Origin of the sequence: uncultured Roseobacter sp., from assembly GCF_947496515.1 — a bacterium.
Classification (GTDB): Bacteria; Pseudomonadota; Alphaproteobacteria; order Rhodobacterales; family Rhodobacteraceae; genus Roseobacter.
Genome location: NZ_CANMDB010000001.1, coordinates 137,071 through 163,962 on the forward strand (window position 1 = coordinate 137,071; position 26,892 = coordinate 163,962).

The window sequence follows — 26,892 nt, forward strand, 5'->3', positions numbered from 1 at the left end:
CTCTCATGGTTTCGCGTGTTATTCCCGTAGATCCTTTCGATCTCGTTATTTTTGGCGGCACCGGCGATCTGGCGCGGCGCAAGATCCTGCCGGGGCTTTTCCGGCGATTCTGTGCAGGCCAGATGCCGCAGGAGGCGCGAGTGATCGGCGCGGCGCGGGCCGAGCTGGGCGCGGATGGCTACCGCGACATGGTGCGCGAGGCGATCCACGAATTCGGCGGCGATGAAGGATCGGATGACACCAAGCTGGGCGCCTTTCTGGAACGGCTGCATTATGTGGCAATCGACGCGCGGGACGAGGGCGGCTGGCGCGATCTGGCGGGTCTCTTGCGGCACCGGGTCATCCGCGCGTTCTATTTCTCCGTCGCGCCCAGCCTCTTCGGCGATCTTGCAGAACGGCTGAACAACCACGGCCTGACCGACAACGACAGCCGCATCGTGGTGGAAAAACCCTTTGGTCGCGATCTCGCCTCCGCCCGCCAGCTCAACGGGGATCTCGCGGCCTTCTTTGACGAAAGCCAGATCTACCGGATCGACCACTACCTGGGCAAGGAGACCGTGCAGAACCTGATGGCGGTGCGTTTCGGTAACATGCTGTTTGAGCCGCTCTGGAACAGCCAGTTCGTCGATCACATCCAGATCACCGTGGCTGAGACCGTGGGCGTCGGCGGGCGCGGCGACTACTATGACAAATCCGGGGCTATGCGCGATATGGTGCAGAACCACCTGATGCAGCTTTTGTGCCTGATCGCGATGGAGCCGCCCGCGCGGTTTGACCCGGACGCGGTGCGCGACGAAAAGCTCAAGGTCATTCGCGCGCTAGAGGAGGTCGAGCCGCACCACATCGTACGTGGCCAGTACGATGCAGACCCCGACGATCCCGAAAACCTGCCTGATTACCGCACCGCGGTGGAAGATCCCAAATCGAGAACGGAGAGCTTTATCGCCATGAAGACCCACATCGCCAACTGGCGATGGGCGGGCACCCCGTTCTATCTGCGCACCGGCAAACGGCTCTGCGCGCGGTCGTCGGAGATCTCGATCATGTTCAAGGATACCCCCCATTCTATCTTTGGCGAAGAGGCAGGGCGGCACCGCAATGTGCTGTCGATCCGGCTGCAACCGAATGAGGGGATCCAGCTGGGCGTCACCATCAAGGAACCGGGACCGGGCGGCATGCGGCTCATCGACGTGCCGCTCGATATGACCTTTGCCGATGCGCTTGGCCCCAGCGGGGCGGAAAACGTGGACGCCTACGAGCGGCTGGTGATGGATGTGATCCGGGGCAATCAGACCCTTTTTATGCGCGGCGACGAGGTGGAGGCCGCCTGGGCCTGGACCGATCCTCTGATCGAGGGGTGGACAAACCGCGGCGACGTGCCCAAACCCTACGACAGCCACAGCGCGGGGCCTGATGCGGCCATGCAGCTCATGCGCCGCGATGGCCGGGAATGGCGGGAGGTGACCCCATGATCTTCAATGAGAACGCAGACCGGGACATGGCGGTGATGAACATTGCCCATGCGTTGACCAGCGATCTGCGCAAGTGCCTGTTGCGGCATGAGTTTGCCAGCTTTGCGGTGCCGGGTGGCACCACGCCGGGGCCGATTTTCGACGCCATGAGCTCGGTCGATATCGACTGGAGCCGCGTGCACGTCATGCTGACCGACGAACGCTGGGTGCCCGAGGATCACGACCGGTCCAACGCAGGTCTGGTCAAGGCACGGCTGCTGACGGGGCGGGCGGCAGCTGCGCGCTTCATCCCCTTTTACCGTGATGGGATGAGCGCCGATGACGCCGCACCTCAGCTCTCCGCCGAGCTGCAGGGAGAGGTGCCCATTTCCGTGCTGCTGCTGGGGATGGGCGCGGATATGCACACCGCGTCTCTGTTCCCGGACGCGCCGGGGCTCGCCGCTGCGATGGCGCGCGGGGCGCCAGTGGTCTGTGCCGTGCACCCCGCGGATCAGCCCGAGGCGCGCATTACGCTCAGCGCGCCGATCCTGGATGGCGCGATGTCCAAGCATCTGGTCATCTTCGGTGACGACAAGCGCGCCGCCTGGGACCGGGCACAAAGCCTTCCTCCCGAAAAAGCGCCGATCGGTGCTGTCATGTCAGAAGGAACGATTCATTGGGCCGCATGAATGATGCGTGGGCCGCGCTGCGCGCGCGCCACAGTGAAACCCGAGACCGCACGATCCTGTCGTTGTTCGACACCGCTGGCCGGGCCGAGGCGTTCAGTGCGCAAACCGGCGATATGCTCTTTGACTATGCAAAGACCAATATTGATGCGGAAACGCGCGCCGCGCTGATTGATCTGTTGGAGGCCGCGGATGTCGCTGGCCGCCGCGCCGCGATGTTCGCAGGCCAGCCCATCAACGAGACCGAAGGCCGCGCCGTTCTGCACACCGCGCTGCGAAACCTGGATGGCGGGCCGGTGCTGGTGGACGGTCAGGACGTGATGCCCGGCGTGCTGGAGACGCTGGAGCGCATGCGCGTCTTTGCCAACCACATCCGCGACAGTGACATCACCGACGTGGTCAACATCGGCATCGGGGGCTCGGATCTGGGGCCTGCCATGGCGGTTCAGGCGCTCTCGCCCTACCACGACGGGCCTCGCTGCCATTTCGTCTCCAACGTGGATGGCGCGCATATTGCCGATACGCTGCGCGGACTGGAGGCGAAGACCACGCTGGTGATTGTGGCCTCCAAGACCTTTACCACCATCGAGACGATGACCAACGCGCGCACCGCCAAGGCGTGGATGCAGGAGGAAGGCGGCAACCCGGGCACGCAGTTTGCCGCGCTGAGCACGGCAGCCGACAAGACCGCCGCCTTCGGCATCCCGGCGGAACGGGTCTTTGGCTTTGAGGATTGGGTGGGCGGGCGCTACTCGGTCTGGGGTCCCATTGGCTTGTCGCTGATGATCGCCATCGGGCCCAAGGGGTTCGATGCTTTCCTGCGCGGCGGTCAGGCGATGGATCAGCATTTCCGCCATGCGGACTGGGCGGAGAACCTGCCCGCGCTGCTGGCGCTGGTAGGCATCTGGCACGCGCAGGTCTGCGGGTACGAGAGCCGGGCCGTGCTGCCCTACGATCAGCGCCTGTCACAACTGCCTGACTACCTGCAACAGCTGGAGATGGAATCGAACGGCAAGGGCGTGCAGATGGACGGCAGCGCCGTGACGGTCTCCAGCGGGCCGGTGGTCTGGGGGGCGGCGGGCACCAACGGTCAGCACGCCTTCTACCAGCTGATCCATCAGGGCACGCGCGTGGTGCCTTGCGAATTCATGGTAGCCGCACAAGGTCACGAAGCTGATCTGGCGCATCACCACCAGTTGCTCATCGCCAATTGCCTTGCGCAATCCGAAGCACTGATGCGCGGTCGTAACCTCGATGTGGCGCGCGACCGTATGGCGGAGGCGGGGTTTACGGGCGATGAATGCGAACGCCAGGCGCGCCACCGGGTGTTCGAGGGCAACCGCCCCTCCACCACGCTGATCTACCCGCAGCTTGATCCCTTTACGCTGGGCGCCATCGTGGCACTTTACGAACACCGTGTCTTTGTCGAAGGGGTCGTGCTGGGCATCAACTCTTTCGATCAATGGGGGGTGGAACTGGGCAAGGAACTTGCCACCTCTTTGCAACCCATCGTGGAAGGAAGCGAGGGCGCGCAGGACAAGGACGGTTCCACTGCCGCACTTGTCGATTTCGTTCACCGGCACCGGGGATAGCGCTCGCCAGCGTTGCGGGTCACCACCGTGAATGGCTTTCGAAAGCCATTCTCCCAGCGGCGGCGGAGCGCGTGCGGATGATCCTTTTTCCCAGCCACGGCCGTCCGACGCCCCCGGCCCCTGGCCGGGCAGCCGCCGACCCTCCTCGATGGAGGGGAGGCGGCTTTCTCCCTCCCAGCCCCGCTGAAAGGGTGCCGGTTGCGATCATCCGTCCTGCGTTGCGCCATCCCGCTCGACAAAGCGCTGCCGGACCTCGTCCGGGATCGGAAACCGACCGGATCCATCCTGCGTCAGCAGCACCAGCACACAGGTGAAACTGGCCCGCAGGCTGCCACCGGCCCAAAGAGTCTGCGCCAGCGAAAACGACGTCCTGCGAAAACCGGTACAGCCGCAGGTCACCACGTAGTCCTCATCCATCAACATCTCGCGCCGGTAGTGGATCTCGCCCGAGCGGATCACGATCCGCGGAGCGTCGCCCGCCTCATCGTATGCCGACAGCCCATAGTCTTGCACATATCGGATCCGGGCGCGTTCGAACCACTCCATATAGACCGCATTGTTGACGTGGTGCAGCGCGTCGAGCTCGGAAAACCGGACGCGGTCCGCCATGGCCAGAGGGGCAGGGGGCGCGATCCCAAGCTCGGTCTGCTGGGCGGCGGTCAGCGGGGTGATATAGGGCATGGTCATAGGCGGAGCCTTACGCCCTCGTCCCCCGCTTGCCAAGACTTGCCAGCGCGCGTCCGGCCCGGCAGGGTGGCACGACCCGCGGGCGCCCGCGGACAAGACCAAGGGGAGGGGCCGATATGCTGGGCCAGATGATGACCGCGCCGCTGCTGATTTCGTCGCAGATCGCCCACGCGGCCCGCTACCACAGCGCGACCGAGATCATCTCTGTCAGTACGGACGGCAGCGTCGAGATCACCGACTGGGCCACCGTCGGGCGAAATGCCCGCCAGCTCGCTGCGGCCCTCACGGCGCTCCGGCTGGATCCGCAGACACGATGTGCCACCATCGCCTGGAACAACCGCCGTCATCTGGAGATCTATTTTGGCGCCTCGGGCGGCGGTTTGGTGTGTCATACGATCAACCCGCGGCTTTTTCCCGATCAGCTGGTCTATATCATCAACCACGCCGAAGATGAGGTGCTCTTTCTCGATACGAGTTTCGTGCCGCTGGTGGCCAGCATCCGCGACCGGCTGAAAACCGTGCGGCATCTGGTGCTGCTGGAGCCGGACATCGGCGATCACGCCGGCACCCTTCCGGGCCTGATTGCCTACGATGATCTGCTGTCAGGCGGCAGCGCGGATGACCCATGGCCGGTCTTTGACGAGCAAACCGCCTCCAGCCTTTGCTATACTTCCGGGACCACGGGCAACCCAAAGGGAGTGCTGTTCTCTCACCGCTCCACTGTCCTGCACAGCCTCGCGTGCAACCTCGCGGACAGCCTGAACCTCTCGGCCATGGACACCGTGCTGCCCGTGGTGCCGATGTTCCACGTCAATGCCTGGGGGTCGCCCTATGCCGCCGCCATGGTGGGCGCGCGGATGGTGCTGCCGGGGCCCGGGCTCGATGGTGCCTCGCTCGTGGCGCTGATCGACCGGTATGGCGTGTCGGTCGCGCTCGGTGTGCCGACCATCTGGCTGGGGTTGCTGGGCGCGGCAGAGGCGGCAGGCAGCACCCTCTCCAGCCTCAAGCGCACCATTGTCGGCGGGTCCGCCTGCCCGCCCTCGATGATGACCGCCTTTCGGGACCGCTACGGGGTGGAGACGATCCACGCCTGGGGCATGACGGAGATGTCACCCATCGGATCCGTCAACCAGCCCACGGCCAGCCACCGCGATCTGGCGCCGGACGCGCTGGCCCAACTGCGCGAGAACCAGGGCCGCCCGCCCTGGGGTGTCGAGCTGAAGATCGTGGACGCCGCTGGCGCGCCCTTGCCGCATGACGGCAGAACCGAGGGCCGCTTGCTGGTGCGCGGTCACTTCGTGCTCGATGCCTATTTCCGGATGAGCCAGGAGAACACGCTGCAGGAGGGTTGGTTCGACACCGGCGATATCGCCACGCTGGATGCCGACGGCTATCTGAACATCCGCGACCGTGCCAAGGACATCATCAAGTCGGGCGGCGAATGGATCAGCTCGGTCGAGCTGGAAAACATCGCCATTGCCCACCCCGCGCTCAGCGACGCTGCCGTGATCGGCGCGCCGCATCCCAAATGGGACGAACGCCCCGTACTGGTGGCGGTCAGGGCGCCGGACCACGACCCGTCAGAGCAGGAAATCCTCGACATCTACGACGGCAAGATCGCCAAATGGCAGATCCCGGACCGCGTGACCTTTGTCGACACGCTGCCACGCAACGCCACCGGCAAAGTGCTGAAACGTGACTTGCGGGACACTTTCGCGGATATCCTGCAATGAGGCCGGGGATTTCCACAGACAGGTTACGCGAAACCGCGTAAGGCTCTCAACCACAGATGGTTCTTGCCTGGGAGTTGTGAGATGAAACTGTCCGCCCTGATCCTTGCCGCCGCGTTGCCGGGGGCAGCCCTTGCCGGGCCAGACCGTGTGTCGATCCTGCTGGGCTCAGAACATATCAACGCGACCGAGGACTTTCGCGAGTTCAATCCGGGTCTGTTTCTGACCTGGGAAGGGCCTACGTTCGACTATAGCGTGGGGCTGTTCCAGAACAGCTATTCCAACGTCTCGCCTCTGGTCTCCATCGGCTACGATGTTGAAGTGGCACCGGAATTCGAAGTAGGTGGGTTCATCGGCCTGGCGGTCTACCCCGGCGAGGGTGACCGTTTCGATACTTCTGCGGGCGATGTGATCCCGCTTTTGGGTCTTCAGGCGCGGTACCGGAATGTCTTTGTCCAGGCGCTGCCAGCCGATGGCCAGTCGACCGACGGGGTTCTGACCTTTGGGCTGACCTTCGCGCTGGACTAAACGGGCGCGCCTCCCGAGCACTGAAGCAGCAGTGTATGCTTACCAAGAGTATTGCGCTGCGTGCGGCCCAACGCAGCCTTGAGCAACATCTTGCGGACTCGAGTAGTATGCGTTTCCGATCGGTCCCCCGTGCGATAACCGATGGCTAACCAAGCTAGGTGGCTCCGAGCAATGGAGCGCGCGACCAGAAATGGAATTGAAGTGCTATGGAGATCTACAATTCAAGAAGGTTAGTTGTGGCTCGGTTTCGAGCGCTCTTTTTTCGCTCTGGCCCGACGCATTTTTCGGTTTTCATTTGGGGTGTTTTTTTTGGTGCCAGCGCTATGACTATTGTTCGTTTGTGGGCTAACAGCTGGCCGGGTCTGTGGCCTTAAGACAGTGGGGTATTTGACTGCCTGTCGCCTTGCTATCTCAGATTCCAGTTCATCCATCGCAATTTCTTCGAGCGGCGTATTGGCGCCGCGATCAGCGGCGGCTAATAAAAGAAGCCCAGTCGTCGCCAGAGCAGCAAGCACAGTTCCTCCAGCTACCATCCATTCACGAAGCAGACGGGTGCGATCACTTCGATGGCCGCCCAGTTTTTTCTCAGTAGCCTCGACAGACAGTTTTTTGTTTGCGACATCCTGCGCAAGTTGGAAAAACTCCACCTTTTGTTGACGAGTGTAGTCCGGCGAGACAACGAAAACGACGAGACCGTCGATCAGCGCGCCGTATCCGTCGAGGGCATTGGACGGCCCACCACAACAAGGACAGTTCGTCCTGTTGCACCAGAAGTTTCCGCCTCGATTGTAGCCGTAGCCGGAGGGATGGACGAAACCACAGGATTGACAGACAGCTGGTATTTGACGCACGCGAAAGTCCTAAAACAATTGGATCATAAGTAGATCAAAAGACGAACAACATCAAAACTATGTTCGTTGTTTAGGGTCGGCGCTCGAATGTCCTGGTTGGTGCGCGCTGTCCGCAAATCATAATCTAGACGATAGACGTGCGTCTTGGAGGCCCTTTAGGGCGACGGTTCAGCGGAGACCATGCTGGAGCGGGTAACGAGAATCGAACTCGTAACTTAAGCTTGGGAAGCTCGCGTGATACCTTTTCACCATACCCGCATCCGTGCGGGTGGGTTAGTGATTTCGCAGCACTGGGTCAAGCCCTGTCACCCGGTGGGGCAGCGCGCGCGGGTGAAATTGATTTCTGCCGGAACGCGGACACCTTCGTCGGTCTCAAAGGCGCGGAATGCCTGCTGGATGCCCGCAGCGATGGCCTCCAAATCGGCCGCATCTCCGCCGAAGTGATCGAGCGTGCGGGCCGCGGGGCCGATGCTGGTGGCCATGCGCGCAACCTCTTCAGGGGTACCGGGCGGGGTCAGTTGTAGCGCGGCCACCTCGATATCTACATCCGTGAACCCGGCTTTTGTCAGCAGTGCAGAAATCCGTGCCGGGTCGCGAAAGGCAAACGGCCCCGGTGCATCGGGATCAACCGCGGGTGGTGCGCCCAGACGGGCTTTCGCCGCCTGGGCCGCGGTGGTGAACCACGGGTTGGCCTCGATCCGTCCCCAAGCGGCAAAGGTCAGCGGGGCGCCGGGTGCCAGGGCTTTGCGGATGTTGCCGAAGGCTGTGACCGGGTCGGCAAAGAACATCACCCCAAAGCGGGAGATCAGCGCATCGAATGCGCCCGGCTCAAACCGGTGCTCTGCCGCGTCGGCTTGCAGAAAGGCCAAGTTTGGCTGACCTTCGCCGCGCATCCGTGCGCGCGCCAGCATGGTGGGAGAGATGTCCAGCCCCAGCACGCTGCCCGACGCGCCCACCGCTTCTGCCGCGCGCAGGCTGCTGGCACCGGTGCCGCAGCCGATGTCGAGCACGCGCTGACCCGGCCGCAGATCCGCGCGTGTCAGCACAGCCTCCAGTACTGGCGCCATGAAGGTATCGAGCGCTTGCTGTTGAGCGACCCATTTTGCCCCGCCAGCCTCGGTCCAGAATTCCGCCTGATCGCTGTTGTCCATGGTCATGCGCGGCGTCTCCGTCTGCGTCCGCCGCTCTCGCCGACACCGCCACCACCGGTGTTGAAGCTGACGTGCGGCAGGCTGACCAGACCGTTGAGGATGGGGAAGGGGTCGACCGCGTTGGGCATGGCGGAGGCATTGACGAAATGCTCCTGAAACCGTGGCTCGATCGCCGTTTCGATCTTGTGGATAGCGCGCACCGTCGCCTCGATCTCGGCCCGGGCGGCATGGTTCAGCAGGGCGATGCGCGCCCCGGTGCCCGCCGCATTCCCGGCAGAGGTGACCTTGTCCAGTGGCGCATCCGGGATCATGCCCAGCACCATGGCGTGTTTGGGCGAGATATGCGCGCCAAAGGCGCCCGCCAGCACCACCCGGTCCACGGCATCGACGTCGAACTTGTCCATCAGCAGCCGCGCCCCGGAATAGAGCGCTGCCTTGGCCATCTGGATCTCGCGGATGTCGCGGTTGGTGACGGTGATCCGGGGGCCGCCCGTATCTGACGCGTCATGCACCAGATAGGAATAGGTCCGCCCGTCGAGAAAACATCGGTCGGTTCCGGTTTGCTCGGGCCCGCCGATGAGCCCCGCGGCGTCCACGATCCCGTGTACGCGCATCTCTGCCACCATTTCGATGATGCCCGAGCCGCAGATGCCCGTGATGCCGGTGGTGCCGATCTCATCGGCAAAGCGCGGGTCATCCGACCACAGATCGCTGCCGATGACCTTGAACCGGGGGACCTTGCTCTCGGGGTCGATCTCGACCCGTTCGATGGCACCGGGGGCCGCGCGTTGGCCCGCGCTGATCTGCGCGCCCTCAAAGGCGGGACCCGTGGGCGAGGAGCAGGCGAGCACCCGGTCCCGGTTGCCCAGCAGGATCTCCGCGTTGGTGCCCACATCCACCACCAGCACCAGATCGTCGGATTTATCCGGTGCCTCGGACAGCGCCACGGCGGCGGCATCCGCGCCTACGTGACCGGCGATACAGGGCAGCAGATAGACGCGGGCCGCAGGGTGGATGTTCAACTCCAATTCCGCGCTGTGCAGTGAGAGCGCGCCATTGGTTGCGAGCGCAAAGGGCGCCTGGCCCAGCTCGAACGGGTCGATCCCCAGCAGCAGATGGTGCATCACCGGGTTGCAGACGAAGACCGCATCGACGATCAGGCCCGCGTCCACCCCGGCCTCCTCCGCGATCTGGGTAAAGAGGTCCCGCATGCCCGCGCGCACCGCGCGCGTCATCTCGGCCGCCCCGCCGTCGTTCATCATCGCGTAGCTGACCCGGCTCATCAGATCCTCGCCAAAGCGGATCTGCGGGTTCATCAACCCGGAGGAGGCCAGCACCGCGCCGGTCTGCAGGTCGCACAGATGTGCCGCGATGGTGGTGGAGCCGAGATCAACCGCCAGACCGTAGATGGTGCCGTCATGCTGCCCCGGCCAGATGTGCACCACACGCGGCGGGCTTTCCGCATCGCCACAATGCACAGCGACGGTCACTGTCCAGCCGCCTTTGCGCAAAAGGGGCTGCATCTGCTGCAGCATCGTGAGATCCGCAGTGACACCGTCGACTTGATGTTGAGCGCTGAGTGCGGCGCGCAGCCGCTCCAGATCGCCGGTCGGGTCGTGCATGTCGGGCTCCGCCACCTGCACGGTATAAAGCCGAACTGCCGGGTCGAGCGTGATATCGCGCGCCTCTGCGCGCTTGCGGACCACCTGCTTGTGCACCTGGCTTTCGGCGGGCACGTCGATGACGACGTCGCCCTGGACCTGAGCCTGACAGCCCAGACGTCGGCCTTCCGTCAGCCCGCGTTTGTCCTTGTAGCGTTGCTCAACCGTGTTCCACTCGGTCAACGCGCCGTCACGCACGGTGACGCCGTGTTTGGAAAATTCGCCATAGCCGGGGGTGATCTGGCAGCGCGAACAGATACCACGACCGCCGCAGACGGAATCGAGATCGACGCCCAGCTGCCGCGCTGCCGTCAGGACGGGCGTGCCCACCGGAAACCGGCCCCGCTTGCCCGAGGGGGTGAAGACCACAAGGGGATCGCTGTTCATCTATCTTTGCTCCCTCGGTGCACTGTCATATCCGGACCCTACCGCCCGGCGGCGCGGGTCTGATGCTGATCTGCGGCATGTAATACATCAGCCGCGCCATTGCCCGCCCGGAATTGTCATGATGATCATGAAAGGGGTTTGTCGTGGGACGCAGGAGCGGGTGAGGGCGCTCTGTGCTGTGGCGGGAGATACTCGGGTCAGGCCCGAGTATGACGCGCGCGGGGATGGCACCTTTCAGGGGCGCAGGGCGGGATCACCCGCGCGCGCGTGAAAGATAAAGCCGAGCAGGTTCAGCAGCACTTGTGCGCCGAGGATCGCGGTGCTGCCAGTGGGATCGTAGTCGGGGGCGACCTCTACCAGGTCGATGCCGATGACCGGGTGCCTGCGGGTGACTTGCTGCAGGATCTCCAGCACATCATAGTAGAGAAATCCGCCGTGGCTCGGCGTGCCGGTGCCGGGCGCGATGGAGGGGCAGAAGGCGTCAATGTCGATGGTGATATAGAGCGGCATGCCATCGGGCAGGGTCGCGGCCAGCGCCTGCGGTCCCATGGCGCGCGCCTGCCGCACCGACAGGATGGTCGAGCCCATGGCGCGTGCATCGGCGTAGCCTTCGCGCGCGGTGGAGCTGACGTTGCGGATGCCCACTTGCGTGAGGCCACTGACAAAAGGCTGCTCTGCCGCGCGGCGCATGGGGTTACCGTGGCCGTGGCGCACCCCGTGGCGTTCGTCCACGAAATCCAAGTGAGCGTCGATCTGCAGGATGTGGAAAGGGTTTGCGCACCCGTCAAAAGCGCGGATGCAGGGAATATTGACCGAATGATCGCCGCCGATCACAACCGGCAGCGCCCCAGAGGCGAGGATCGCGCGTACGCCTGCTTCGATATTGGCGTGGCTGGCGTCGGTGTCCGTATGCACGATATCCGCATCACCGATGTCCACGATGCGCACATCTGCGCCGAGATAGGTCGCGTCATCCTCGTGATCATAGGCGCCTGCATGTCCGAAACTGAAGAGGGTCGAGGCCTCGCGCACCCCGCGCGGCCCGAAGCGCGCGCCCGACCGCCACTGGGTGCCTGCATCAAAGGGCGCGCCCAACACGGCGACATCCGCGTCAATCGCCTGCCAGTCCGCCACGTACGGCCGTTTGCCAAAGGTCGAAATCCCCACAAACGGCAGATCCAGCCTCCCGCTCTCATACCCGTGTCCCGCCATGCATCGTCTCCTTGTTCATTGCGCCGGAGTGTTGCCGCGCGGGCGTGGGCTGGCAATGGCCGAGACCACAGCGCTGCGGGTTTTTAAGCCTTTCCATTTCAGCCTGCCCGTGAAATAGGAAACTGCCAAATGAACATCCCATAGCGAGGTAGCAATGGAGATTCGTGAGGCTCTCACCTTTGATGATGTGTTGCTTGTACCGGGGGCGTCCTCGGTCCTGCCGTCCACCGCCGACACGCGCACCCGCGTGACGCGCGACATCGCCATGAACATCCCGCTGCTGAGTTCTGCCATGGATACGGTCACCGAAGGGCGCATGGCCATCGCCATGGCGCAGGCGGGCGGCATCGGTGTCGTCCACCGCAACCTGAGCATCGACGAACAGGCCCGCGAGATCCGCCGCGTCAAACGGTTCGAGAGCGGGATCGTCTACAACCCCATCACGCTCAAGGCCAACCAGACACTGGCTGATGCCAAGGATCTGCAGGAGCGCTACCGCGTGACTGGCTTTCCGGTCGTGGACGCGCAGGGCCGCGTCGTGGGGATCGTCACCAACCGCGACATGCGCTTTGCCAGCGATGATGCGACGCCCGTGTCCGTCATGATGACGACCGATAACCTTGCCATCCTGCATGAGCCCGCGGACCGCGAAGAAGCCATCAGCCTGATGAAGGCGCGGCGCATCGAAAAGCTGCTGATCACCGATGCACAAGGCAAGCTGACGGGGCTTCTGACGCTCAAGGACACCGAGCAGGCCGTGCTAAACCCCACCGCCTGCAAGGATGCGCTCGGACGTCTGCGCGTGGCGGCAGCGACGACCGTGGGTGACGCGGGCTTTGAACGCTCCGAAGCACTGGTGGACGCGGGCGCGGACATGATCGTCATCGACACGGCCCATGGCCATTCCGAAGGGGTGGCGGCTGCGGTGCGGCGGGCCAAGGCGCTGTCCAACGAGGTGCAGATCGTCGCAGGCAACGTGGCCACGGGCGAGGCCACGCGGGCGCTGATCGACGCCGGTGCGGATGCGGTCAAGGTCGGGATCGGCCCGGGGTCCATCTGCACCACGCGGATGGTGGCGGGCGTGGGCGTGCCGCAGTTGACAGCGATCATGGATTGCGCGGCCGCCGCGGGCGACGTGCCGGTGATTGCGGACGGTGGCATCAAGTTCTCCGGCGATTTCGCCAAGGCGATCGCGGCGGGGGCCTCCTGCGCCATGGTGGGCTCCATGATCGCGGGCACGGATGAGTCCCCCGGCGAGGTCATCCTCTACCAGGGCCGCAGCTTCAAGAGTTATAGAGGCATGGGCAGCCTCGGCGCCATGGCCAGTGGCTCGGCGGATCGGTACTTCCAGAAGGACGCTGCCTCCGACAAGCTGGTGCCCGAAGGGATCGAGGGGCAGGTGGCCTACAAGGGCAGCGCGGGCGCGGTGATCCACCAGCTTGTGGGCGGGTTGCGTGCGGCCATGGGCTATACCGGCTGCGCCACGGTGGACGCGATGCGCACCGGTTGCAAATTCGTCAAGATCACCGGCGCAGGCCTCAAGGAAAGCCACGTCCACGACGTCCAGATCACCCGCGAGGCGCCCAACTACCGCGCGGGCTAGATCCCGTGGGCGGGGGAGCCGCGGTAACCGGATGTTAACACTCCACTCGTAGGCCGGACCCGGGTGGGCTTGTGTTGAGTGGTGTGTGATGCGTTTTCTGATACCCGGCCGTTTGCTCCTGAGCCTGACCCTGGCGCCTGTTTCTTTCACCTTGCCCGCGTCCATGCTTCATGCGGATGAGACCGCGCAGGTCTCGGAAGAGACCAATGCGCGCAACCGTGTGGACAACGCGGGCAGGCAACGGATGCTGACCCAGCGGCTCGCCAAGAACGCCTGTTTCGTGATGGCGGGGATCGAGCCCGATACCTATGCCGCCCATACGGATGAGACCTTTCACCGGTTCAACCAGGTGCTGCTCGCCATCCGCGAGGGGGATCCCGAACTGGGCATGCTGCCGGAAATCCATCAGGACGTGCTCGATAACCTGAGCGAGGTCGAGACGCTCTGGGCAGAGCTGGGCCCCGCGGCCCGGCAGATCGCGGCAGGAGATCTGCACTCCGTCCCCATGCAGCAGCTCATCCAGCTGAACATCGAGACGCTGAAACGCATGCACGCCACCGTGCTGCAGATGGGCACCCATTATGCCAATGAGAACGTCTCGCCCGAGATGGTGACCACCTTGGCCACCGCCGGGCGCCAGCGCATGCTGAGCCAGAAGCTGTCGAAGGAGCTGTGTTTTCGGACCATCGGTCTCGAACGCGAAGGATCCGTTGAGCTGATCGAGGAGACCATCGCCCAATTCGACGCGGCCATGGCCAAGCTGCTCGCAGGCGCGCCCCAGGACGGCATCCTGCCGCCGCCTTTGGAGGATGTGCGCAGCCTGCTCGAGAAGACCAACACGACATGGGCCGAGTTCAAGGCGCTCGCGCGCAGGATCGAGGAGAACCCGGACATCGGCCCGGATGAACGCCTGCAGATCGCCGAACTTGGCAACCTCGTTCTGCAAGAGATGGAAAGCGCCGTCCAAAGCTACCTGCAGTAAGCGCCCGGCATCCGTTTGGGGTGCCCACGCGATTGCGCGGCACGCCCTCTTGCACCTTTCATCCCGGCCACATAGAAGAGCGGAAATTTGACGCCCGCGCGCCTCTCGCGCGCCTTGCTTATATGGAGCACACATGCAGGTCACCGAGACGCTGAACGAAGGTCTGAAACGCGGCTATGCCATCACGCTTACCGCCGAAGAACTGGAGGCGAAGGTCAACGAGAAGCTGGCCGAGGCGCAGCCCGACGTCGAGATGAAGGGCTTTCGCAAGGGCAAGGTGCCCATGGCGCTCTTGAAAAAACAGTTCGGCCAGCGCGTGATGGGCGAAGCCATGCAGGAAAGCATTGATGGCGCCATGTCCTCGCATTTCGAGGAAACAGGGGACCGCCCCGCGCTGCAGCCCGAGGTCAAGATGACCAATGAGGACTGGAAAGAGGGCGACGACGTCGAGGTCTCCATGTCCTACGAGGCGCTGCCCCAGATCCCCGAGGCCGATTTCAGCGAGATTAAGCTGGAAAAGCTCGTGGTCAAGGCAGAGGATGCCGCCATTGACGAGGCTCTGGGAAGCCTCGCGGAGACCGCGCAGGATTTCAAATCTCGCAAGAAGGGCACCAAGGCCAAGGATGGCGATCAGGTGGTCATGGATTTCGTGGGCAAGGTCGACGGCGAAGCTTTCGAAGGCGGCGCGGCCGAGGATTATCCGCTGGTGCTGGGATCGAATTCCTTCATTCCCGGTTTCGAGGAACAGCTCGTCGGCGCGAAGGCCGGTGAGGAGATGCAGGTGACCGTCACCTTCCCCGAGGATTATCAGGCCGAGAACCTCAAGGGCAAGGAAGCGACCTTCGATTGCACCATCAAGGACGTGAAGCAACCCGTCGCTGCCGAGATCAACGATGAGCTGGCCAAGAAGTTCGGCGCAGAGGATCTGGCCGCGCTCAAAGGTCAGATCGCCGAGCGGCTGGAGGCCGAATACGCCGGCGCCGCGCGCGCCGTGATGAAGCGCGGGTTGCTCGACCGTTTGGACGAGATGATGGATTTCGACCTGCCGCCCTCGCTGGTGGAGGCGGAGGCCAAGCAGATCGCGCATCACCTCTGGCACGAGGAAAACCCCGAGGTTGAGGGCCACGACCACCCTGAGATCGAGACGACGGAGGAGCACACCGCCTTGGCGACACGCCGCGTGCGTCTGGGTCTCTTGCTGGCCGAGATCGGTCAGAAGGCCGATGTCGAGGTGACAGACGCCGAGATGAGCCAGGCGATCATGGCGCAGGCGCGCCAGTATCCCGGGCAGGAGCGTCAGTTCTTTGAGTTCGTGCAGCAGAACCAGCAGATGCAGCAGCAGCTGCGCGCGCCGCTCTTCGAGGACAAGGTTGTGGACCACGTCTTTGAGCAGGCCGAGATCACCGAGAAAGAAGTCTCCAAGGACGATCTGCAAAAGGCCGTCGAGGCGCTGGAAGACGAGTAAGTCTTTGCCGCCAGCTGGGCAAAAAGGGTTTTCGAAAACCCTTTTCCCGCGCTTCTGACACTGTCTCGCGCAAGTCAGCGCCCGACAGATTGTCTCATATCATTGAAGGCCCGGCGCTGGCCCAGAGTTTTTCGAAAAACTCTGGGTGCCTGGTAGGTTCTATGTCGGGTAGCTTGACCGCGGGCTGCTCTACCCTTGGCGCAAGCCGGTCTCGACCAGCATGCCGCGGCGCTTGGCCTCGTAGTAATAGCCGCGTGCGTACCATTGTATCGCCGTATCATGATCGCCGTCCGACAAAAGCCAGGCGCCGCGCAGGTATTTCCCCGCGTATTTCAAGTTGGTATCCGCATCCAGCAGCTCGCGCGGGCGCCCTCGGAACCCCATGGTGCGGGCCGTCTTCGGCAGGATCTGCAGCAACCCGTAATAAGGCCCGTTGCGCGCCCCGGGCCGGTGCGTGCTTTCCCGGATGGCGAGCTTGTGCACCAGCGGGCGCGGCAGTTCATAAAGATCCGCGTAATGGTTGATCGAGCGCCGCAGCGCGGGCGTCTCATTGGGATAGAGCGGCGGTTCAACTTGCGCAGGCGTTCGGGCGCAGGCGGCCAGCCAGCCGGTGGCGGTCAAAAGAAACATGCGGCGCGGTATCATCGGGGGCATCCTGTTCTGAAACGCTGCTGGCTATCGCCCGACCGGCATACCTTGGCAAGCGGCGTGGCGCGGGATCGGCGGTGGGCCGCCGCAGCCGTTCTTCGCCGAGCCACTGTCGCCGTGCCCTTTGCTGCTGCAGGCCCCGGCGTGGTGACATAGGTTGACACTGCGCACGAAAGGAGACCGCATGGCATTCACGGTGTCGACCCTTACCCCTAACCACGCAATGGCTTGGTTGTACCTGTTGCGAGAGGGCACACGGGCCTTTCCGCTCGGGTTCCTGACAAGCGCGGAGGAAGCCGCCGAGACAACCGAAACCGATGCTCAAGACATCCTCAAGCATGGAAATTTTCGCGGTGTTTTTGACAGCACCAGCCTCATCGGATTTTGCGGCTACCGCAGATCGCCGCGGGCAAGGCTGGCGCATCGTGCTGAGCTGGGGCCGTTTTTCGTCCGTGCAGCGTCTCACCGGCAGGGGGCGGCGCTGGCGATGCTGCGCGCGGTCTCGGACGAAGCGCGCAGCGCGGGCGTCTGCTATCTGGATCTGTCCGTTGATACCGCCAATTTCCGGGCAATCCGCTTTTACGAACGCGCGGGCTTTCGGCGGTTGGCGCTGAAGCCGGATGAGGTGCGCATCGACGGTATCCCGCGCGATGACTATCTCTACCGCCTTGATTTAGAGACATAAAAAAAACCGGACGCGATGCGCCCGGCTTTCAATCATCTTGCAGGTCAGATTACCGACCGGCAGTGTCTTCCTGATCGCCCGAGGCGGGGGTCTCGTCAGAGACGGCCTCTGCCAGGTCGTCATCGTCGGAGGTCGCAGCACCGATATCCTCGAAGAGCTCGGAGATTTCGAACTCTGCTGCGGCTTCTTCCTCGGCGGCCAGTTCCTGGATGGATTTACCGGCGGCCTGCAGTTCCGCTTCCTCGGGGGAGCGGGCCACGTTCAGTTCGATGTTTGCATCCACCTCGGGGTGGAGTACGACCTGCACATCGTGCAGGCCCAATTCCTTGATGGGTTGCAGCACGACCTGTTTGCGGTCCACCGAGAACCCGGCCTCTGTCGCTGCATCAGCGGCATCGCGGGTGGTCACGGAGCCGTAGAGCGCACCGGAATCGGAGGCAGAGCGGATCACGATGAACTGTTGACCGTCGAGCTTGGCGGCCAGCGCCTCCGCTTCTTTCTTGGTCTCCAGGTTGCGCGCCTCAAGCTGGGCTTTCTGCTCTTCGAAGGCTTCGATATTGGCCTTGGATGCGCTGAGCGCCTTGCCCTGTGGCAGCAGGAAGTTACGCGCGTAGCCGGGCTTCACATCGACGACTTCGCCCATCTGACCCAGCTTTGCGACACGTTCGAGAAGGATAACTTGCATGTCTTTCTCCTTACTTCACGGCGTAGGGCAGCAGGGCGAGGAAACGCGCGCGTTTGATGGCGCGGGCCAGTTCGCGTTGCTTCTTGGCGGAGACAGCGGTGATCCGGCTGGGCACGATCTTGCCCCGCTCGGAGATGTAGCGCTGCAGCAGCCGGGTGTCTTTGTAGTCGATCTTGGGTGCGTTGTCGCCCGAGAAGGGGCAGACTTTGCGACGGCGGAAAAATGGTTTTGCGGCCATGGGTTAGGTCCTTCCTATCTACGGGATCAACGGCGCTCGCGGCGGCCTTCGCGCTCATCGCGCTTTTGCATCTGCACGGATGGCAGCTCGGCGTGGGTGTCGACCTTGATGGTCAGCACACGCATCACGTCGTCGTGCAGCCGCATCAGGCGCTCCATCTCCTGCACGGCAGGTGCGGGCGCGTCCGAGCGCAAAAAGGCATAGTGCCCCTTGCGGTTCTTGTTGATCTTGTAGGCCATCGTCTTGACGCCCCAATACTCGTGATCGACCAGCGATCCACCGTTATCGGACAGGACGGTTCCAAAATGTTCGATCAGCCCTTCGGCCTGCGTGTTGGACAGGTCCTGGCGCGCGATCATAACATGCTCGTACAAAGGCATGTGCGTTCCTCATTTCTATCAAGGCGCATTTCAAAGAGGGGGCCTGAGTGCCCTGCGGCCCCGTCACGAGAGACTGCGCGGTTGGTTGGTAAGCAAGGCAGCGGCTCGTATACACGCTTTGTCGCGGCGCGCAAGCCCGCGTGTGCGTGTTGGTCGTGGTACAGGCCCTTGGAGGTCTGTTCACCGCCGCGCGAGACCGCATGTTGCTGTTCATTGCCGCGCACGAGTTGTTTGATGCCGCGCAATTGCCGCGGGCGCAATTGATCCCATTTATAGAGGTACCTTGATCCAACACAGGAGACATCTCATATGAAAGCTCTCGTCCTTGCGGCCGCACTCACCGCCACCGCCGGTATGGCCACCGCCTCGGCAGAGAAATACGTGCTCGACAGCAGCCACAGCCAGGTTCTGTTCAGCTACAATCACCTTGGTTATTCCACCACCTTTGGCATGTTTTCGGGCTTTGAAGGCGAGATCATGTTCGATGCGGACGATCCCGCCGCCTCCTCTGTCACCGTGTCGATGCCCGTCATGAGCATGTTCACCGGCTGGGAAAAGCGCGAAGACCATTTCATGGGGGCGGATTTCTTCGGTGCCGAAGAAGATGACATGATCACTTTCACCTCCACTTCCATCGAGGTGACGGGCGAGGATACGGCCAAGATTACCGGCGATCTGACGATGAATGACACGACAAAGGAAGTCGTGCTGGACGCGGTGCTGAACCAGACGGGCACCCATCCGATGGCCAATAAGGAGTGGGCCGGTTTCGATGCCACCACGACGCTGCTGCGCTCGGACTTTGGCGTGGGTGCGTTTGCGCCGGCGGTGAGCGATGAGGTGGACGTGAGGATCTCCATCGAGGCGTCCAAGGCGGAGTAGACCTGACGTATGTGATAGTGAGGCGGGCCGTGCGGATGCGCGGCCCTTTTTTGTAGCGCGGGCGGGCTGTCCGACCGAGAACGCCAAGTCTTGCCGATCCGACGCTGCCCTGCCAATTCTGCGCCGCAAGGTTTTTCGAAAAACCTTGCGCCCCGCGATGGCGCGATGATCACATTCGCTGCCAATTTCCGGCGAAAACCGGCCTAAATGCCGGCGCTCTGGCCAGTCAGAACCGGTATCGTCGGTGCCCCGGCGGATGGAATGCCTGGAAACGCTGGCAGACGTCTCGCCTTGTTCGCCGCGCGCAAGGGTTTTTCGAAGAACCCTTTTCGGGATGCAGCCGAGATGGCCTGCGCAGCGCCGTCTTCCCCTTGTTCCTAGCCGCCCTGCGCTGCCGTGAGCGAGATTGCCACGTCCACCCCGAAGCCGAGCGAGCCTTCGTCGGTCTGCCCGTCGCCGATGTTGTAGTCGCGCCGGTCAAGCCGGGTATCGGCCGCGACCGTGGCGATGCCCCCGGTGATATCGAGGGTGAAGGGGAAGCTCAGAGGCAGCGACTGATCCTTGATGGTCAGGGTGCCGTCGGCCACATACCCATCGCCCTGCCGGATGAGGTCAGCGGTAAATTGCGCCGTTGGATGGGCTTGGGCATTGAAGAAGTCAGCGCCCATCGCCTGACCGGTTACCGACCCGAGGCTGAGTGAGCCGATCGCAATCGTGACCTCCACATCGCCTGCCACACCGTCGGTTACGGTCTCGTCAAAGCTGATGGCAGCGGTCCAGTTCGTGAAGCTGCCCGCGACCTCCGATCCCATCTGGGTGATGCTGATGCCGATCTCACCTTCTTGCACAACCCACTCGGACTGCACCGCGGCAAGCTCTGCGGCGGCGCCCGCGGTGGTGTGCTTTTCGTAAAGACCCAGGGTGCTGCCGATTGCTAGCGCCCCGCCCCAGGCGGCGATGGCCGCGACCAGCGGCAGGGCGACCCGGTGACCGCTGGCCGCGCGCGCCACCTCTGGTCGCCCGGGCAGCATCCGCCGCAGCGTCGCGTCCTTGTCGATCACGTGGTGTTTCATCGCGCCTGCCGCGTGCAACAGCAGCGAGACCAGCAAGACCCGCTCGAACACCACATGCAGCCCGGCGGCGGCGGAGGCGAGCTCTTCGGATTTTGGCACAAACGGCAGGTTCTGGCCCAGCGGCCACCAGATCGGTGCGAAACCGGTGGTGGCGGCGTGATGTACCCAGCCCGACAGCGGCACCAGCAAAAGCGAGCCATAAAGCAGCCAGTGCACCGTCTCGGCGGCGAAGCTTTCCAGCTTGCGATCCGGGTGCAGCAGGCCGGGTTTGGGCTGGCTCAAGGCCCAGCCGATCCGGGCGAGCGCCACGAAAAAGACGGTGACACCAAGAGTTTTGTGCAGGGAAAACAGCCAGGCTTTGCGCGCCAGTTGCTCCGACGTCTCGTAGGGCAACCAGTTGGCCACGACCCCCAGAGGGATTAGCGTCACTATCAACAGGGCCGTCAGCCAGTGAAAGCTCTTTGTGACGGCGCCGTAATGCGTGGCGGTATTGCTGAGCGCCATGGCGAGGCTCCCCCGGTTTGATTTCGTGTGTGGTACGGTCGCGCGCGTCGCGCAACCGCGGTGTCTCGATGCTGTGTGCCCGTGTCGGCCCCAAAAGGTTCATTGCGGCGGCTGCGAAAGGCGACCGTGATGATTTGACCGCGCGCCCAGCCCAGCTTTTCCGGGAAAGATAGCTTAAGACCTTGCAGACGCAATGGCAGCCGTCGCACGCTCTGTGTGCGCTGGCGCGCTCGTGTTGCCTCCCCGGCGCGGGCAGGCTAAGCCCTGTGGCAGAGCAAGAAACGGGGGGCATGTCATGAGCATCGCATTTGTTTTTCCGGGGCAGGGCGCGCAGGCCATTGGGATGGGCTACGCGCTCGCTCGGGCCTATCCGGACGCGCGTGCGGTTTTCGAGGAAGTGGACGCTGCGCTCGGCGTGGCGCTGAGCAAGCTGATCTGGGAAGGCGATCTGGAAGAGTTGACGCTGACGCAGAACGCGCAACCGGCGCTGATGGCCACATCTCTCGCCGCGCTGCGCGCGCTGGAGGCCGAAGGGCTGGGACTGGATCGGGCAGGCTATGTGGCTGGGCACTCGCTGGGTGAATATTCCGCACTGGCAGCGGCGGGCAGCCTGTCGGTGACCGACGCAGCCCGGCTTTTGCGGACGCGCGGTCAGGCGATGCAGGCCGCCGTACCGGTGGGCGAGGGAGCCATGGCGGCGATCCTCGGGCTCGACATCGACACCGTCTCGGCACTGGCGGCGGAGGCAGCGGGCGATCAGGTCTGCGCGGTCGCCAACGAGAATGATCCCGCGCAAAACGTGGTCTCTGGCCATAAGGATGCCGTTGAACGCGCCTGCGCCCTTGCCAAGGAGAAAGGGGCCAAGCGCGCGCTGATGCTGCCTGTGTCCGCGCCGTTTCATTGCCCGCTGATGGCACCCGCGGCGGAGGTCATGGCCGAGGCACTGGCAGAGGTGGATCTGAAGGTACCGCAGGTCCCGCTGGTCGCCAACGTCACGGCAGAAGCTGTCAGCACACCCCCGGAGATCAAGGCGCTGCTCATCCAGCAGGTCACAGGACAGGTGCGCTGGAAAACCTCCGTGGGCTGGATGGTCGCCCATGGCATCAGCGACTTTTGGGAAATCGGGGCCGGCAAGGCGCTGAGCGGCATGATCCGCCGCATCGCCAAGGAAGCCGGCACCCGGGCCATCGGAACGCCGGATGATATTGCGGCACTGAAAGAGCAAGAGGGACAGGCATGACCGATCTGACAGGAAAGAACGCGCTGATCACCGGCGCATCGGGCGGCATTGGAGCAGAGATCGCGCGCGCGCTGCATGCCGCGGGTGCCGTGGTGGGCCTGTCGGGGACGCGGGTCGAACCGCTGGAGGCGCTGGCCGGTGAGCTGGGGGATCGCGCGCATGTGCTGCCCTGCAACCTCGGGGATGCGGAGGCGGTTGCCGCCCTGCCCAAAAAGGCCGCAGAAGCGATGGGATCGGTCGATATTCTGGTGAACAACGCAGGCGTGACCCGCGACAACCTCTTCATGCGCATGTCCGATGAGGAATGGAGCCAGGTGCTGGAGGTAAACCTGACCGCGACGTTCAAACTGTGCAAGGGCGTGATGCGCGGCATGATGAAGGCCCGCTGGGGCCGGATCATCAATATCTCCTCCGTGGTGGGCGCGACCGGCAACCCGGGCCAGGCGAATTACGCGGCCTCCAAGGCGGGGATGGTCGGCATGTCCAAAAGCCTTGCCTATGAAGTGGCGAGCCGCGGGATCACCGTGAACGCCGTGGCGCCTGGGTTTATCGAGACGGCGATGACGGACAAGCTGACCGATGATCAGAAGGCCGCGATCATGGGCCAGATCCCTGCGGGCCGCATGGGCACGCCGGGTGATATTGCCGCCGCCGTGCGCTATCTGGCGAGCGACGAGGCGGGCTACATCACCGGGACCACCTTGCATGTAAACGGCGGTATGGCCATGTTGTAGGACACCGCTGAGGCCCCCAACCCAGACGTGCACAATGCGTTTGCCATCTGTGGCGCTTGTGCTAAAGGGGGCGCAGAATCCAGACCCCGCAGGTCACAAGGACCTGTGGACAGCTCAGAAACAGTTCTGCGATTGCAGGGCTGACACGGGCAGAGCCGCCCCTTTGGGGCACAGGCACGCTGCATCGCACATGCGGAACAGCGGGCAACCGAAAGGGGCCGATCAACCGGCCCGAATGAATGAGGGACTATTATGAGCGACATCGCTGATCGCGTGAAGAAAATCGTTGTGGAGCACCTGGGTGTCGAAGAAGAGAAGGTCACCGAGAATGCCTCGTTCATCGACGATCTGGGGGCAGACAGCCTCGATACCGTCGAACTGGTGATGGCTTTCGAAGAAGAGTTCGGTATCGAGATCCCGGATGACGCGGCCGAGACCATCCAGACGTTCGGCGATGCGGTGAAGTTCATCTCCGAAGCATCCTGAGCGACGCATCGGGCCGCTGGCCCGGCATCGCGAGACAGAGGGCGTCTTTCCGTGAGGAAGACGCCTTTTCTCGTTGGGGGCTCTCTCTCGGGGGTTGAATTGAGGCATGCTCCTGCGCAAGTCTTGCCCGAGAGGGCGCCAAGCCACGGTGACGGAGAACAGAGGCAGCGGTATGTCGCGCACAATACCCACGATCAACACGCAGCGGCTGACGTTGCGCGGGATGCGACCGGAAGATTTTCGCCGCTACGCGCAGCTCTGGGCCATGCCCGAGGTGGTGGCGCATATCGACGGTGTGCCGCGGTCCGGGGCGAAGGCATGGGATGCGTTTTTGCGCAATGCGGGCCATTGGCAGATCACAGGTTTCGGGCAATGGGCGATCCATCAGCACCGTGCACCTGAGATGGCCGGACAGGCCGGTTTCTTTTACGGCAAGCGTGAGCTGGGCGAGGATTTCGACAACGATCCCGAAGCAGGCTGGGTGCTGGCGCCCGAGGCGCATGGTAAGGGGCTGGGGATGGAGGCGGCGCGCGCCGCACACGACTGGTTTGACCGGGTGGTGACGGGTCGGTTGGTGTGCATGATCGCCCCTGATCACGCCGCATCGCTGCGCATCGCGGATGCCCTCGGCTACCGGCTGCTGCGCGAGGCGCAATACAACGACAAACCGGTGCAGTTGATGGTGCGCAAGGGCCCGCCGTCTTGACGCGACGGGCGCGCGGAGTGCTCTTGCATCAAAACCGCGCGGCACTGTATGGGAAGGCACTGAATTGGAAGGGGCATTGCGATGCGCAGAGTAGTTGTCACGGGGCTTGGTCTGGTCACGCCATTGGCGGACGGGGTTGAGGCAAGCTGGTCGCGGTTGCTGGACGGACATTCTGGCGCAGGGCCGATCACCGGGTTTGACGCGAGCGATCTGGTCACACAATACGCCTGCGAAGTGCCTCTGGGCGATGGTACCGACAGCACCTTTAACGCCGATGCCTATATGGCGCCCAAGGATCAGCGCAAGATCGATACCTTTATCCTGTTCGGGATGGCCGCCGCCCAACAGGCGGTGGAGGACGCAGGCTGGCAACCCGAGGACACCGAGAGCCTTGAGCGCACCGGCGTTCTGATCGGGTCGGGCATCGGTGGTCTGAATTCGATTGCCAACACGGCCATCACGATGAAGGAAAAAGGGCCGCGCCGTGTCTCGCCCTTCTTTGTGCCGGGCGCGCTGATCAACCTGATCTCGGGTCAGGTGTCGATCAAATACGGGTTCAAGGGGCCCAATCATTCCGTCGTGACGGCCTGTTCCACGGGCGCGCACGCCATCGGTGATGCGAGCCGTCTGATCGGGGTCGGTGATGCGGACGTGATGATCGCGGGCGGGGCCGAGGCGGCCATTTGCGAGATCGGTATCGCCGGGTTCAACGCCTGCAAGGCGCTCAGCACCAAGCGGGGCGATGATCCGAAATCCGCCAGCCGACCCTATGATGCAGATCGCGACGGTTTCGTCATGGGCGAAGGCGCGGGCATCGTGGTGCTGGAGGAATATGAGCACGCCAAGGCCCGGGGCGCGAAGATCTACGCGGAAGTGCTGGGCTACGGGTTGTCGGGCGATGCCTATCACATCACGGCGCCGTCAGAGGACGGTGAGGGCGGTGAGCGCTCGATGCGCGCGGCGTTGAAGAACGCAGGGCTGGCGCCGTCTGATCTGGATTATATCAACGCGCATGGTACCTCGACCATGGCTGACACCATCGAGCTTGGCGCGGTGGAGCGGCTCTTGGGCGATCACGCAGGCACTGTCACCATGTCCTCGACCAAATCCGCGACAGGGCATTTGCTGGGCGCTGCAGGCGCGATCGAGGCGATCTTCTCGATCCTCGCGATCCGCGATCAGGTCGCACCGCCGACTATCAACCTGGACAATCCGGCCGTGGAGACGCCGATTGATCTGGCACCCAACGCCAAGCGGGAGCGCGAGATCAATGTGGCACTGTCGAACTCCTTCGGGTTTGGCGGCACCAACGCCAGCCTGATCGTCGGGAAGCCGCGCTGATGTGGCGTCACATCGCTTCCAATGCCGTGACCATGCTGATCGTGCTGCTGTTTCTGGCGGGCGGTGTGGTGTTGTGGGGGCGAGGTCAGTATCAAAGTGCTGGCCCGTTGGAGGAGGCGATCTGTCTGCAGGTCGAACGCGGCAGCAACATGCGCCGGGTGAGTGAGAATCTGGAGGACCGCGGCGCGGTCAGCTCTGGCGCGATATTCCGGCTGGGCGCGGATTATGCGGAGAAGACCGGGGAGCTGAAGGCGGGGAATTTCCTCGTGGAGCCGGGCGCGTCCATGGCCGAGATCGTCGATGTGGTGACGCGTGGCGGGGCCAGCACCTGCGGCACTGAAGTCGTCTACCGCATCGGGGTGAACCGGCTGGGCGTGCAGGTGCGCGAGCTGGATCCGGCGACCAACCGTTTCGAGGAACAGGTGGCCTTTGAGCCTGGCGAGGAGGAGACCCCCGCTCTTTATGAGGAGAAAAAGGCGCAAGGAGATACGCGGTTTCGTGTGGCGCTGGCCGAAGGTGTGACGAGCTGGCAGGTGGTCGAGAGCCTCAAGGCGATGGATGTGCTGGACGGGGCGGTCGAGGATCTGCCGCCCGAAGGCTCGCTGGCACCCGATAGCTACGAGGTGCGTCCGGGCGATGACCGGGCAGAGATCGTGGCACGGATGCAGCAGGCGCAGGAGTTGCGCGTGGCCCAGGCCTGGCAGAACCGCGACGAGGGCCTGCCCATCGAGACCCCCGAGGAACTGCTGGTCCTGGCCTCGATCATCGAGAAGGAAACCGGTGTCGCCGAGGAGCGCGGGCAGGTGGCGAGCGTTTTCGTCAACCGGTTGAACCGGGGAATGCGGCTGCAGACCGACCCCACCGTGATCTATGGCGTGACCGAGGGGCGCGGCGTGCTGGGCCGAGGGCTTCGACGCAGCGAGTTGCGCGCGGCGACGCCCTGGAACACCTATGTGATCGAGGGGCTGCCGCCGACGCCCATTGCCAACCCCGGCACGGCAAGCCTGCAAGCGGCCGCCCGGCCTTTGGAGACAGACTATGTCTTCTTTGTGGCCGATGGCACGGGCGGACATGCCTTTGCGGAGACGCTGGAGGAGCATAACCGCAATGTGGCGGTCTGGCGGGAGATTGAGGCGGAACGCCGGGAACAGAGCGAGGGGAACTAGCGGTTTGACGGGGCCTCGCTGGTCTGCCGGGAGATCCGCCCGTCTGCCCGCGGGCCGCAAGGTTTTTGGAAAAACCTTGCTCCTGGCTCAGCCGTCATTTGCCGACCCGCCGGTGGTGCCCCTCGGATTGCTTAAGGA

General features: G+C 63.6%; 26 protein-coding genes and 1 tRNA gene. 16 read left to right on the forward strand and 11 right to left on the reverse strand.

The features are described 5' to 3' along the window. Window positions 1-5 precede the first annotated feature (5 nt). The 3 genes from zwf to pgi are packed head-to-tail and all read left to right on the forward strand — an operon-like array spanning window position 6 to window position 3,729. The gene (zwf, locus tag Q1A53_RS00710) at window positions 6-1,472 is read left to right on the forward strand and encodes a glucose-6-phosphate dehydrogenase (RefSeq protein ID WP_299961979.1); all 1,467 of its coding nucleotides are present in this window, start codon (window positions 6-8) and stop codon (window positions 1,470-1,472) included. Beyond that, window positions 1,469-2,140 (forward strand): 6-phosphogluconolactonase, encoded by a 672-nt coding sequence (gene pgl, locus Q1A53_RS00715; RefSeq protein ID WP_299961981.1) that lies wholly within the window; start codon window positions 1,469-1,471, stop codon window positions 2,138-2,140. Before zwf ends, pgl begins: the two co-directional genes overlap by 4 nt. After that, entirely contained in the window at window positions 2,137-3,729 is a 1,593-nt protein-coding gene (pgi, locus tag Q1A53_RS00720) for a glucose-6-phosphate isomerase (RefSeq protein WP_299961983.1), read from the forward strand. Before pgl ends, pgi begins: the two co-directional genes overlap by 4 nt. 204 nt (window positions 3,730-3,933) lie before the next feature. On the opposite strand, the gene Q1A53_RS00725 is transcribed toward pgi, so the two are convergent. Next, complete coding sequence (locus tag Q1A53_RS00725; protein WP_299961985.1) at window positions 3,934-4,416, reverse strand: thioesterase family protein; 483 nt, start codon at window positions 4,414-4,416, stop codon at window positions 3,934-3,936. Between the two features lie 116 nt (window positions 4,417-4,532). Here Q1A53_RS00725 and Q1A53_RS00730 point away from each other — a divergent pair, with 116 nt between their 5' ends. Together Q1A53_RS00730 and Q1A53_RS00735 are read left to right on the forward strand one after the other, a co-directional pair. Further along, the gene (locus Q1A53_RS00730; RefSeq protein WP_299961987.1) at window positions 4,533-6,149 is read left to right on the forward strand and encodes a long-chain fatty acid--CoA ligase; all 1,617 of its coding nucleotides are present in this window, start codon (window positions 4,533-4,535) and stop codon (window positions 6,147-6,149) included. An 81-nt stretch (window positions 6,150-6,230) separates the two neighbouring features. Further along, the gene (locus Q1A53_RS00735; RefSeq protein ID WP_299961989.1) at window positions 6,231-6,674 is read left to right on the forward strand and encodes a hypothetical protein; all 444 of its coding nucleotides are present in this window, start codon (window positions 6,231-6,233) and stop codon (window positions 6,672-6,674) included. A gap of 230 nt (window positions 6,675-6,904) precedes the next feature. Here the strand turns inward: Q1A53_RS00735 and Q1A53_RS00740 are convergent, their stop codons facing one another. From Q1A53_RS00740 to speB, 5 genes are all read right to left on the reverse strand, one after another. Next, the gene (locus tag Q1A53_RS00740; RefSeq protein WP_299961991.1) at window positions 6,905-7,525 is read right to left on the reverse strand and encodes a hypothetical protein; all 621 of its coding nucleotides are present in this window, start codon (window positions 7,523-7,525) and stop codon (window positions 6,905-6,907) included. Between the two features lie 184 nt (window positions 7,526-7,709). Then, window positions 7,710-7,783: transfer RNA gene (locus Q1A53_RS00745), tRNA-Gly, on the reverse strand. 47 nt (window positions 7,784-7,830) lie between these two features. Beyond that, entirely contained in the window at window positions 7,831-8,682 is an 852-nt protein-coding gene (locus Q1A53_RS00750; RefSeq protein ID WP_299961993.1) for a class I SAM-dependent methyltransferase, read from the reverse strand. Continuing rightward, complete coding sequence (locus Q1A53_RS00755) at window positions 8,679-10,724, reverse strand: ASKHA domain-containing protein (RefSeq protein WP_299961994.1); 2,046 nt, start codon at window positions 10,722-10,724, stop codon at window positions 8,679-8,681. Before Q1A53_RS00755 ends, Q1A53_RS00750 begins: the two co-directional genes overlap by 4 nt. A gap of 234 nt (window positions 10,725-10,958) precedes the next feature. Then, complete coding sequence (gene speB / locus Q1A53_RS00760; protein WP_299961996.1) at window positions 10,959-11,936, reverse strand: agmatinase; 978 nt, start codon at window positions 11,934-11,936, stop codon at window positions 10,959-10,961. A 154-nt stretch (window positions 11,937-12,090) separates the two neighbouring features. On the opposite strand from speB, the gene guaB reads away from it, so the two are divergent. The 3 genes from guaB (at window position 12,091) to tig (ending at window position 15,986) form a co-directional block, all read left to right on the forward strand. Next, entirely contained in the window at window positions 12,091-13,539 is a 1,449-nt protein-coding gene (guaB, locus tag Q1A53_RS00765) for an IMP dehydrogenase (protein WP_299961998.1), read from the forward strand. 163 nt (window positions 13,540-13,702) lie between these two features. Then, the gene (locus tag Q1A53_RS00770; protein ID WP_299961999.1) at window positions 13,703-14,521 is read left to right on the forward strand and encodes a type IV pili methyl-accepting chemotaxis transducer N-terminal domain-containing protein; all 819 of its coding nucleotides are present in this window, start codon (window positions 13,703-13,705) and stop codon (window positions 14,519-14,521) included. Between the two features lie 133 nt (window positions 14,522-14,654). Then, window positions 14,655-15,986 carry a trigger factor gene (gene tig / locus Q1A53_RS00775; protein ID WP_299962001.1) on the forward strand — a complete coding sequence of 444 codons (1,332 nt, stop codon included), beginning with the start codon at window positions 14,655-14,657 and terminating at the stop codon, window positions 15,984-15,986. A 189-nt stretch (window positions 15,987-16,175) separates the two neighbouring features. Here the strand turns inward: tig and Q1A53_RS00780 are convergent, their stop codons facing one another. Beyond that, window positions 16,176-16,616: a lytic transglycosylase domain-containing protein gene (locus Q1A53_RS00780; RefSeq protein ID WP_299962003.1), complete on the reverse strand. Its 441-nt coding sequence runs from the start codon at window positions 16,614-16,616 to the stop codon at window positions 16,176-16,178. A 202-nt stretch (window positions 16,617-16,818) separates the two neighbouring features. Between Q1A53_RS00780 and Q1A53_RS00785 the strand changes: the two genes are divergently transcribed. Continuing rightward, the gene (locus Q1A53_RS00785; RefSeq protein WP_299962005.1) at window positions 16,819-17,319 is read left to right on the forward strand and encodes a GNAT family N-acetyltransferase; all 501 of its coding nucleotides are present in this window, start codon (window positions 16,819-16,821) and stop codon (window positions 17,317-17,319) included. A gap of 49 nt (window positions 17,320-17,368) precedes the next feature. Here Q1A53_RS00785 and rplI read toward each other — a convergent pair whose 3' ends face one another. The 3 genes from rplI to rpsF are packed head-to-tail and all read right to left on the reverse strand — an operon-like array spanning window position 17,369 to window position 18,622. Further along, a complete protein-coding gene (rplI, locus tag Q1A53_RS00790; RefSeq protein WP_299962007.1) occupies window positions 17,369-18,004 on the reverse strand; it encodes a 50S ribosomal protein L9 in 636 nt (211 codons plus the stop codon). Between the two features lie 10 nt (window positions 18,005-18,014). Further along, the gene (gene rpsR, locus Q1A53_RS00795; RefSeq protein WP_005982441.1) at window positions 18,015-18,242 is read right to left on the reverse strand and encodes a 30S ribosomal protein S18; all 228 of its coding nucleotides are present in this window, start codon (window positions 18,240-18,242) and stop codon (window positions 18,015-18,017) included. 26 nt (window positions 18,243-18,268) lie between these two features. After that, complete coding sequence (rpsF, locus tag Q1A53_RS00800) at window positions 18,269-18,622, reverse strand: 30S ribosomal protein S6 (protein WP_299962009.1); 354 nt, start codon at window positions 18,620-18,622, stop codon at window positions 18,269-18,271. A 309-nt stretch (window positions 18,623-18,931) separates the two neighbouring features. Here rpsF and Q1A53_RS00805 point away from each other — a divergent pair, with 309 nt between their 5' ends. Next, window positions 18,932-19,504 carry a YceI family protein gene (locus Q1A53_RS00805; RefSeq protein ID WP_299962011.1) on the forward strand — a complete coding sequence of 191 codons (573 nt, stop codon included), beginning with the start codon at window positions 18,932-18,934 and terminating at the stop codon, window positions 19,502-19,504. Between the two features lie 377 nt (window positions 19,505-19,881). Here the strand turns inward: Q1A53_RS00805 and Q1A53_RS00810 are convergent, their stop codons facing one another. Next, window positions 19,882-21,081 carry a cytochrome b/b6 domain-containing protein gene (locus Q1A53_RS00810; RefSeq protein WP_299962013.1) on the reverse strand — a complete coding sequence of 400 codons (1,200 nt, stop codon included), beginning with the start codon at window positions 21,079-21,081 and terminating at the stop codon, window positions 19,882-19,884. 295 nt (window positions 21,082-21,376) lie between these two features. On the opposite strand from Q1A53_RS00810, the gene fabD reads away from it, so the two are divergent. The 6 genes from fabD to mltG all read left to right on the forward strand — a co-directional run bounded on the left by fabD (window position 21,377) and on the right by mltG (window position 26,754). After that, window positions 21,377-22,321 carry an ACP S-malonyltransferase gene (fabD, locus tag Q1A53_RS00815; RefSeq protein ID WP_299962015.1) on the forward strand — a complete coding sequence of 315 codons (945 nt, stop codon included), beginning with the start codon at window positions 21,377-21,379 and terminating at the stop codon, window positions 22,319-22,321. Then, window positions 22,318-23,055, forward strand: a complete 738-nt coding sequence (fabG, locus tag Q1A53_RS00820) for a 3-oxoacyl-[acyl-carrier-protein] reductase (protein WP_299962017.1) — start codon at window positions 22,318-22,320, stop codon at window positions 23,053-23,055. The genes fabD and fabG overlap by 4 nt, the downstream gene beginning before the upstream one ends. A gap of 252 nt (window positions 23,056-23,307) precedes the next feature. Further along, complete coding sequence (locus Q1A53_RS00825; RefSeq protein WP_226781008.1) at window positions 23,308-23,541, forward strand: acyl carrier protein; 234 nt, start codon at window positions 23,308-23,310, stop codon at window positions 23,539-23,541. 172 nt (window positions 23,542-23,713) lie between these two features. After that, window positions 23,714-24,247: a GNAT family N-acetyltransferase gene (locus tag Q1A53_RS00830; RefSeq protein ID WP_299962022.1), complete on the forward strand. Its 534-nt coding sequence runs from the start codon at window positions 23,714-23,716 to the stop codon at window positions 24,245-24,247. A gap of 81 nt (window positions 24,248-24,328) precedes the next feature. Further along, window positions 24,329-25,588 carry a beta-ketoacyl-ACP synthase II gene (gene fabF / locus Q1A53_RS00835; RefSeq protein ID WP_299962024.1) on the forward strand — a complete coding sequence of 420 codons (1,260 nt, stop codon included), beginning with the start codon at window positions 24,329-24,331 and terminating at the stop codon, window positions 25,586-25,588. Continuing rightward, the gene (gene mltG / locus Q1A53_RS00840; protein ID WP_299962026.1) at window positions 25,588-26,754 is read left to right on the forward strand and encodes an endolytic transglycosylase MltG; all 1,167 of its coding nucleotides are present in this window, start codon (window positions 25,588-25,590) and stop codon (window positions 26,752-26,754) included. Before fabF ends, mltG begins: the two co-directional genes overlap by 1 nt. Window positions 26,755-26,892: the final 138 nt, after the last annotated feature.

Excerpts from the sequence above, each read along its gene's own strand:
- pgl (WP_299961981.1), top strand. The coding sequence starts at position 1,469 with ATGATCTTCAATGAGAACGCAGACCGGGACATGGCGGTGATGAACATT.
- pgi (WP_299961983.1), top strand. The coding sequence starts at position 2,137 with ATGAATGATGCGTGGGCCGCGCTGCGCGCGCGCCACAGTGAAACCCGA.
- Q1A53_RS00830 (WP_299962022.1), top strand. The coding sequence starts at position 23,714 with ATGTCGCGCACAATACCCACGATCAACACGCAGCGGCTGACGTTGCGC.
- Q1A53_RS00735 (WP_299961989.1), top strand. The coding sequence starts at position 6,231 with ATGAAACTGTCCGCCCTGATCCTTGCCGCCGCGTTGCCGGGGGCAGCC.
- Q1A53_RS00785 (WP_299962005.1), top strand. The coding sequence starts at position 16,819 with ATGGCATTCACGGTGTCGACCCTTACCCCTAACCACGCAATGGCTTGG.
- Q1A53_RS00730 (WP_299961987.1), top strand. The coding sequence starts at position 4,533 with ATGCTGGGCCAGATGATGACCGCGCCGCTGCTGATTTCGTCGCAGATC.
- rpsF (WP_299962009.1), bottom strand. The coding sequence starts at position 18,622 with ATGCCTTTGTACGAGCATGTTATGATCGCGCGCCAGGACCTGTCCAAC.
- guaB (WP_299961998.1), top strand. The coding sequence starts at position 12,091 with ATGGAGATTCGTGAGGCTCTCACCTTTGATGATGTGTTGCTTGTACCG.
- rpsR (WP_005982441.1), bottom strand. The coding sequence starts at position 18,242 with ATGGCCGCAAAACCATTTTTCCGCCGTCGCAAAGTCTGCCCCTTCTCG.
- Q1A53_RS00725 (WP_299961985.1), bottom strand. The coding sequence starts at position 4,416 with ATGACCATGCCCTATATCACCCCGCTGACCGCCGCCCAGCAGACCGAG.
- fabD (WP_299962015.1), top strand. The coding sequence starts at position 21,377 with ATGAGCATCGCATTTGTTTTTCCGGGGCAGGGCGCGCAGGCCATTGGG.
- zwf (WP_299961979.1), top strand. The coding sequence starts at position 6 with ATGGTTTCGCGTGTTATTCCCGTAGATCCTTTCGATCTCGTTATTTTT.
- mltG (WP_299962026.1), top strand. The coding sequence starts at position 25,588 with ATGTGGCGTCACATCGCTTCCAATGCCGTGACCATGCTGATCGTGCTG.
- fabG (WP_299962017.1), top strand. The coding sequence starts at position 22,318 with ATGACCGATCTGACAGGAAAGAACGCGCTGATCACCGGCGCATCGGGC.
- speB (WP_299961996.1), bottom strand. The coding sequence starts at position 11,936 with ATGGCGGGACACGGGTATGAGAGCGGGAGGCTGGATCTGCCGTTTGTG.
- Q1A53_RS00805 (WP_299962011.1), top strand. The coding sequence starts at position 18,932 with ATGAAAGCTCTCGTCCTTGCGGCCGCACTCACCGCCACCGCCGGTATG.
- Q1A53_RS00810 (WP_299962013.1), bottom strand. The coding sequence starts at position 21,081 with ATGGCGCTCAGCAATACCGCCACGCATTACGGCGCCGTCACAAAGAGC.
- Q1A53_RS00755 (WP_299961994.1), bottom strand. The coding sequence starts at position 10,724 with ATGAACAGCGATCCCCTTGTGGTCTTCACCCCCTCGGGCAAGCGGGGC.
- Q1A53_RS00770 (WP_299961999.1), top strand. The coding sequence starts at position 13,703 with ATGCTTCATGCGGATGAGACCGCGCAGGTCTCGGAAGAGACCAATGCG.
- tig (WP_299962001.1), top strand. The coding sequence starts at position 14,655 with ATGCAGGTCACCGAGACGCTGAACGAAGGTCTGAAACGCGGCTATGCC.
- rplI (WP_299962007.1), bottom strand. The coding sequence starts at position 18,004 with ATGCAAGTTATCCTTCTCGAACGTGTCGCAAAGCTGGGTCAGATGGGC.
- Q1A53_RS00780 (WP_299962003.1), bottom strand. The coding sequence starts at position 16,616 with ATGTTTCTTTTGACCGCCACCGGCTGGCTGGCCGCCTGCGCCCGAACG.
- Q1A53_RS00825 (WP_226781008.1), top strand. The coding sequence starts at position 23,308 with ATGAGCGACATCGCTGATCGCGTGAAGAAAATCGTTGTGGAGCACCTG.
- fabF (WP_299962024.1), top strand. The coding sequence starts at position 24,329 with ATGCGCAGAGTAGTTGTCACGGGGCTTGGTCTGGTCACGCCATTGGCG.
- Q1A53_RS00750 (WP_299961993.1), bottom strand. The coding sequence starts at position 8,682 with ATGACCATGGACAACAGCGATCAGGCGGAATTCTGGACCGAGGCTGGC.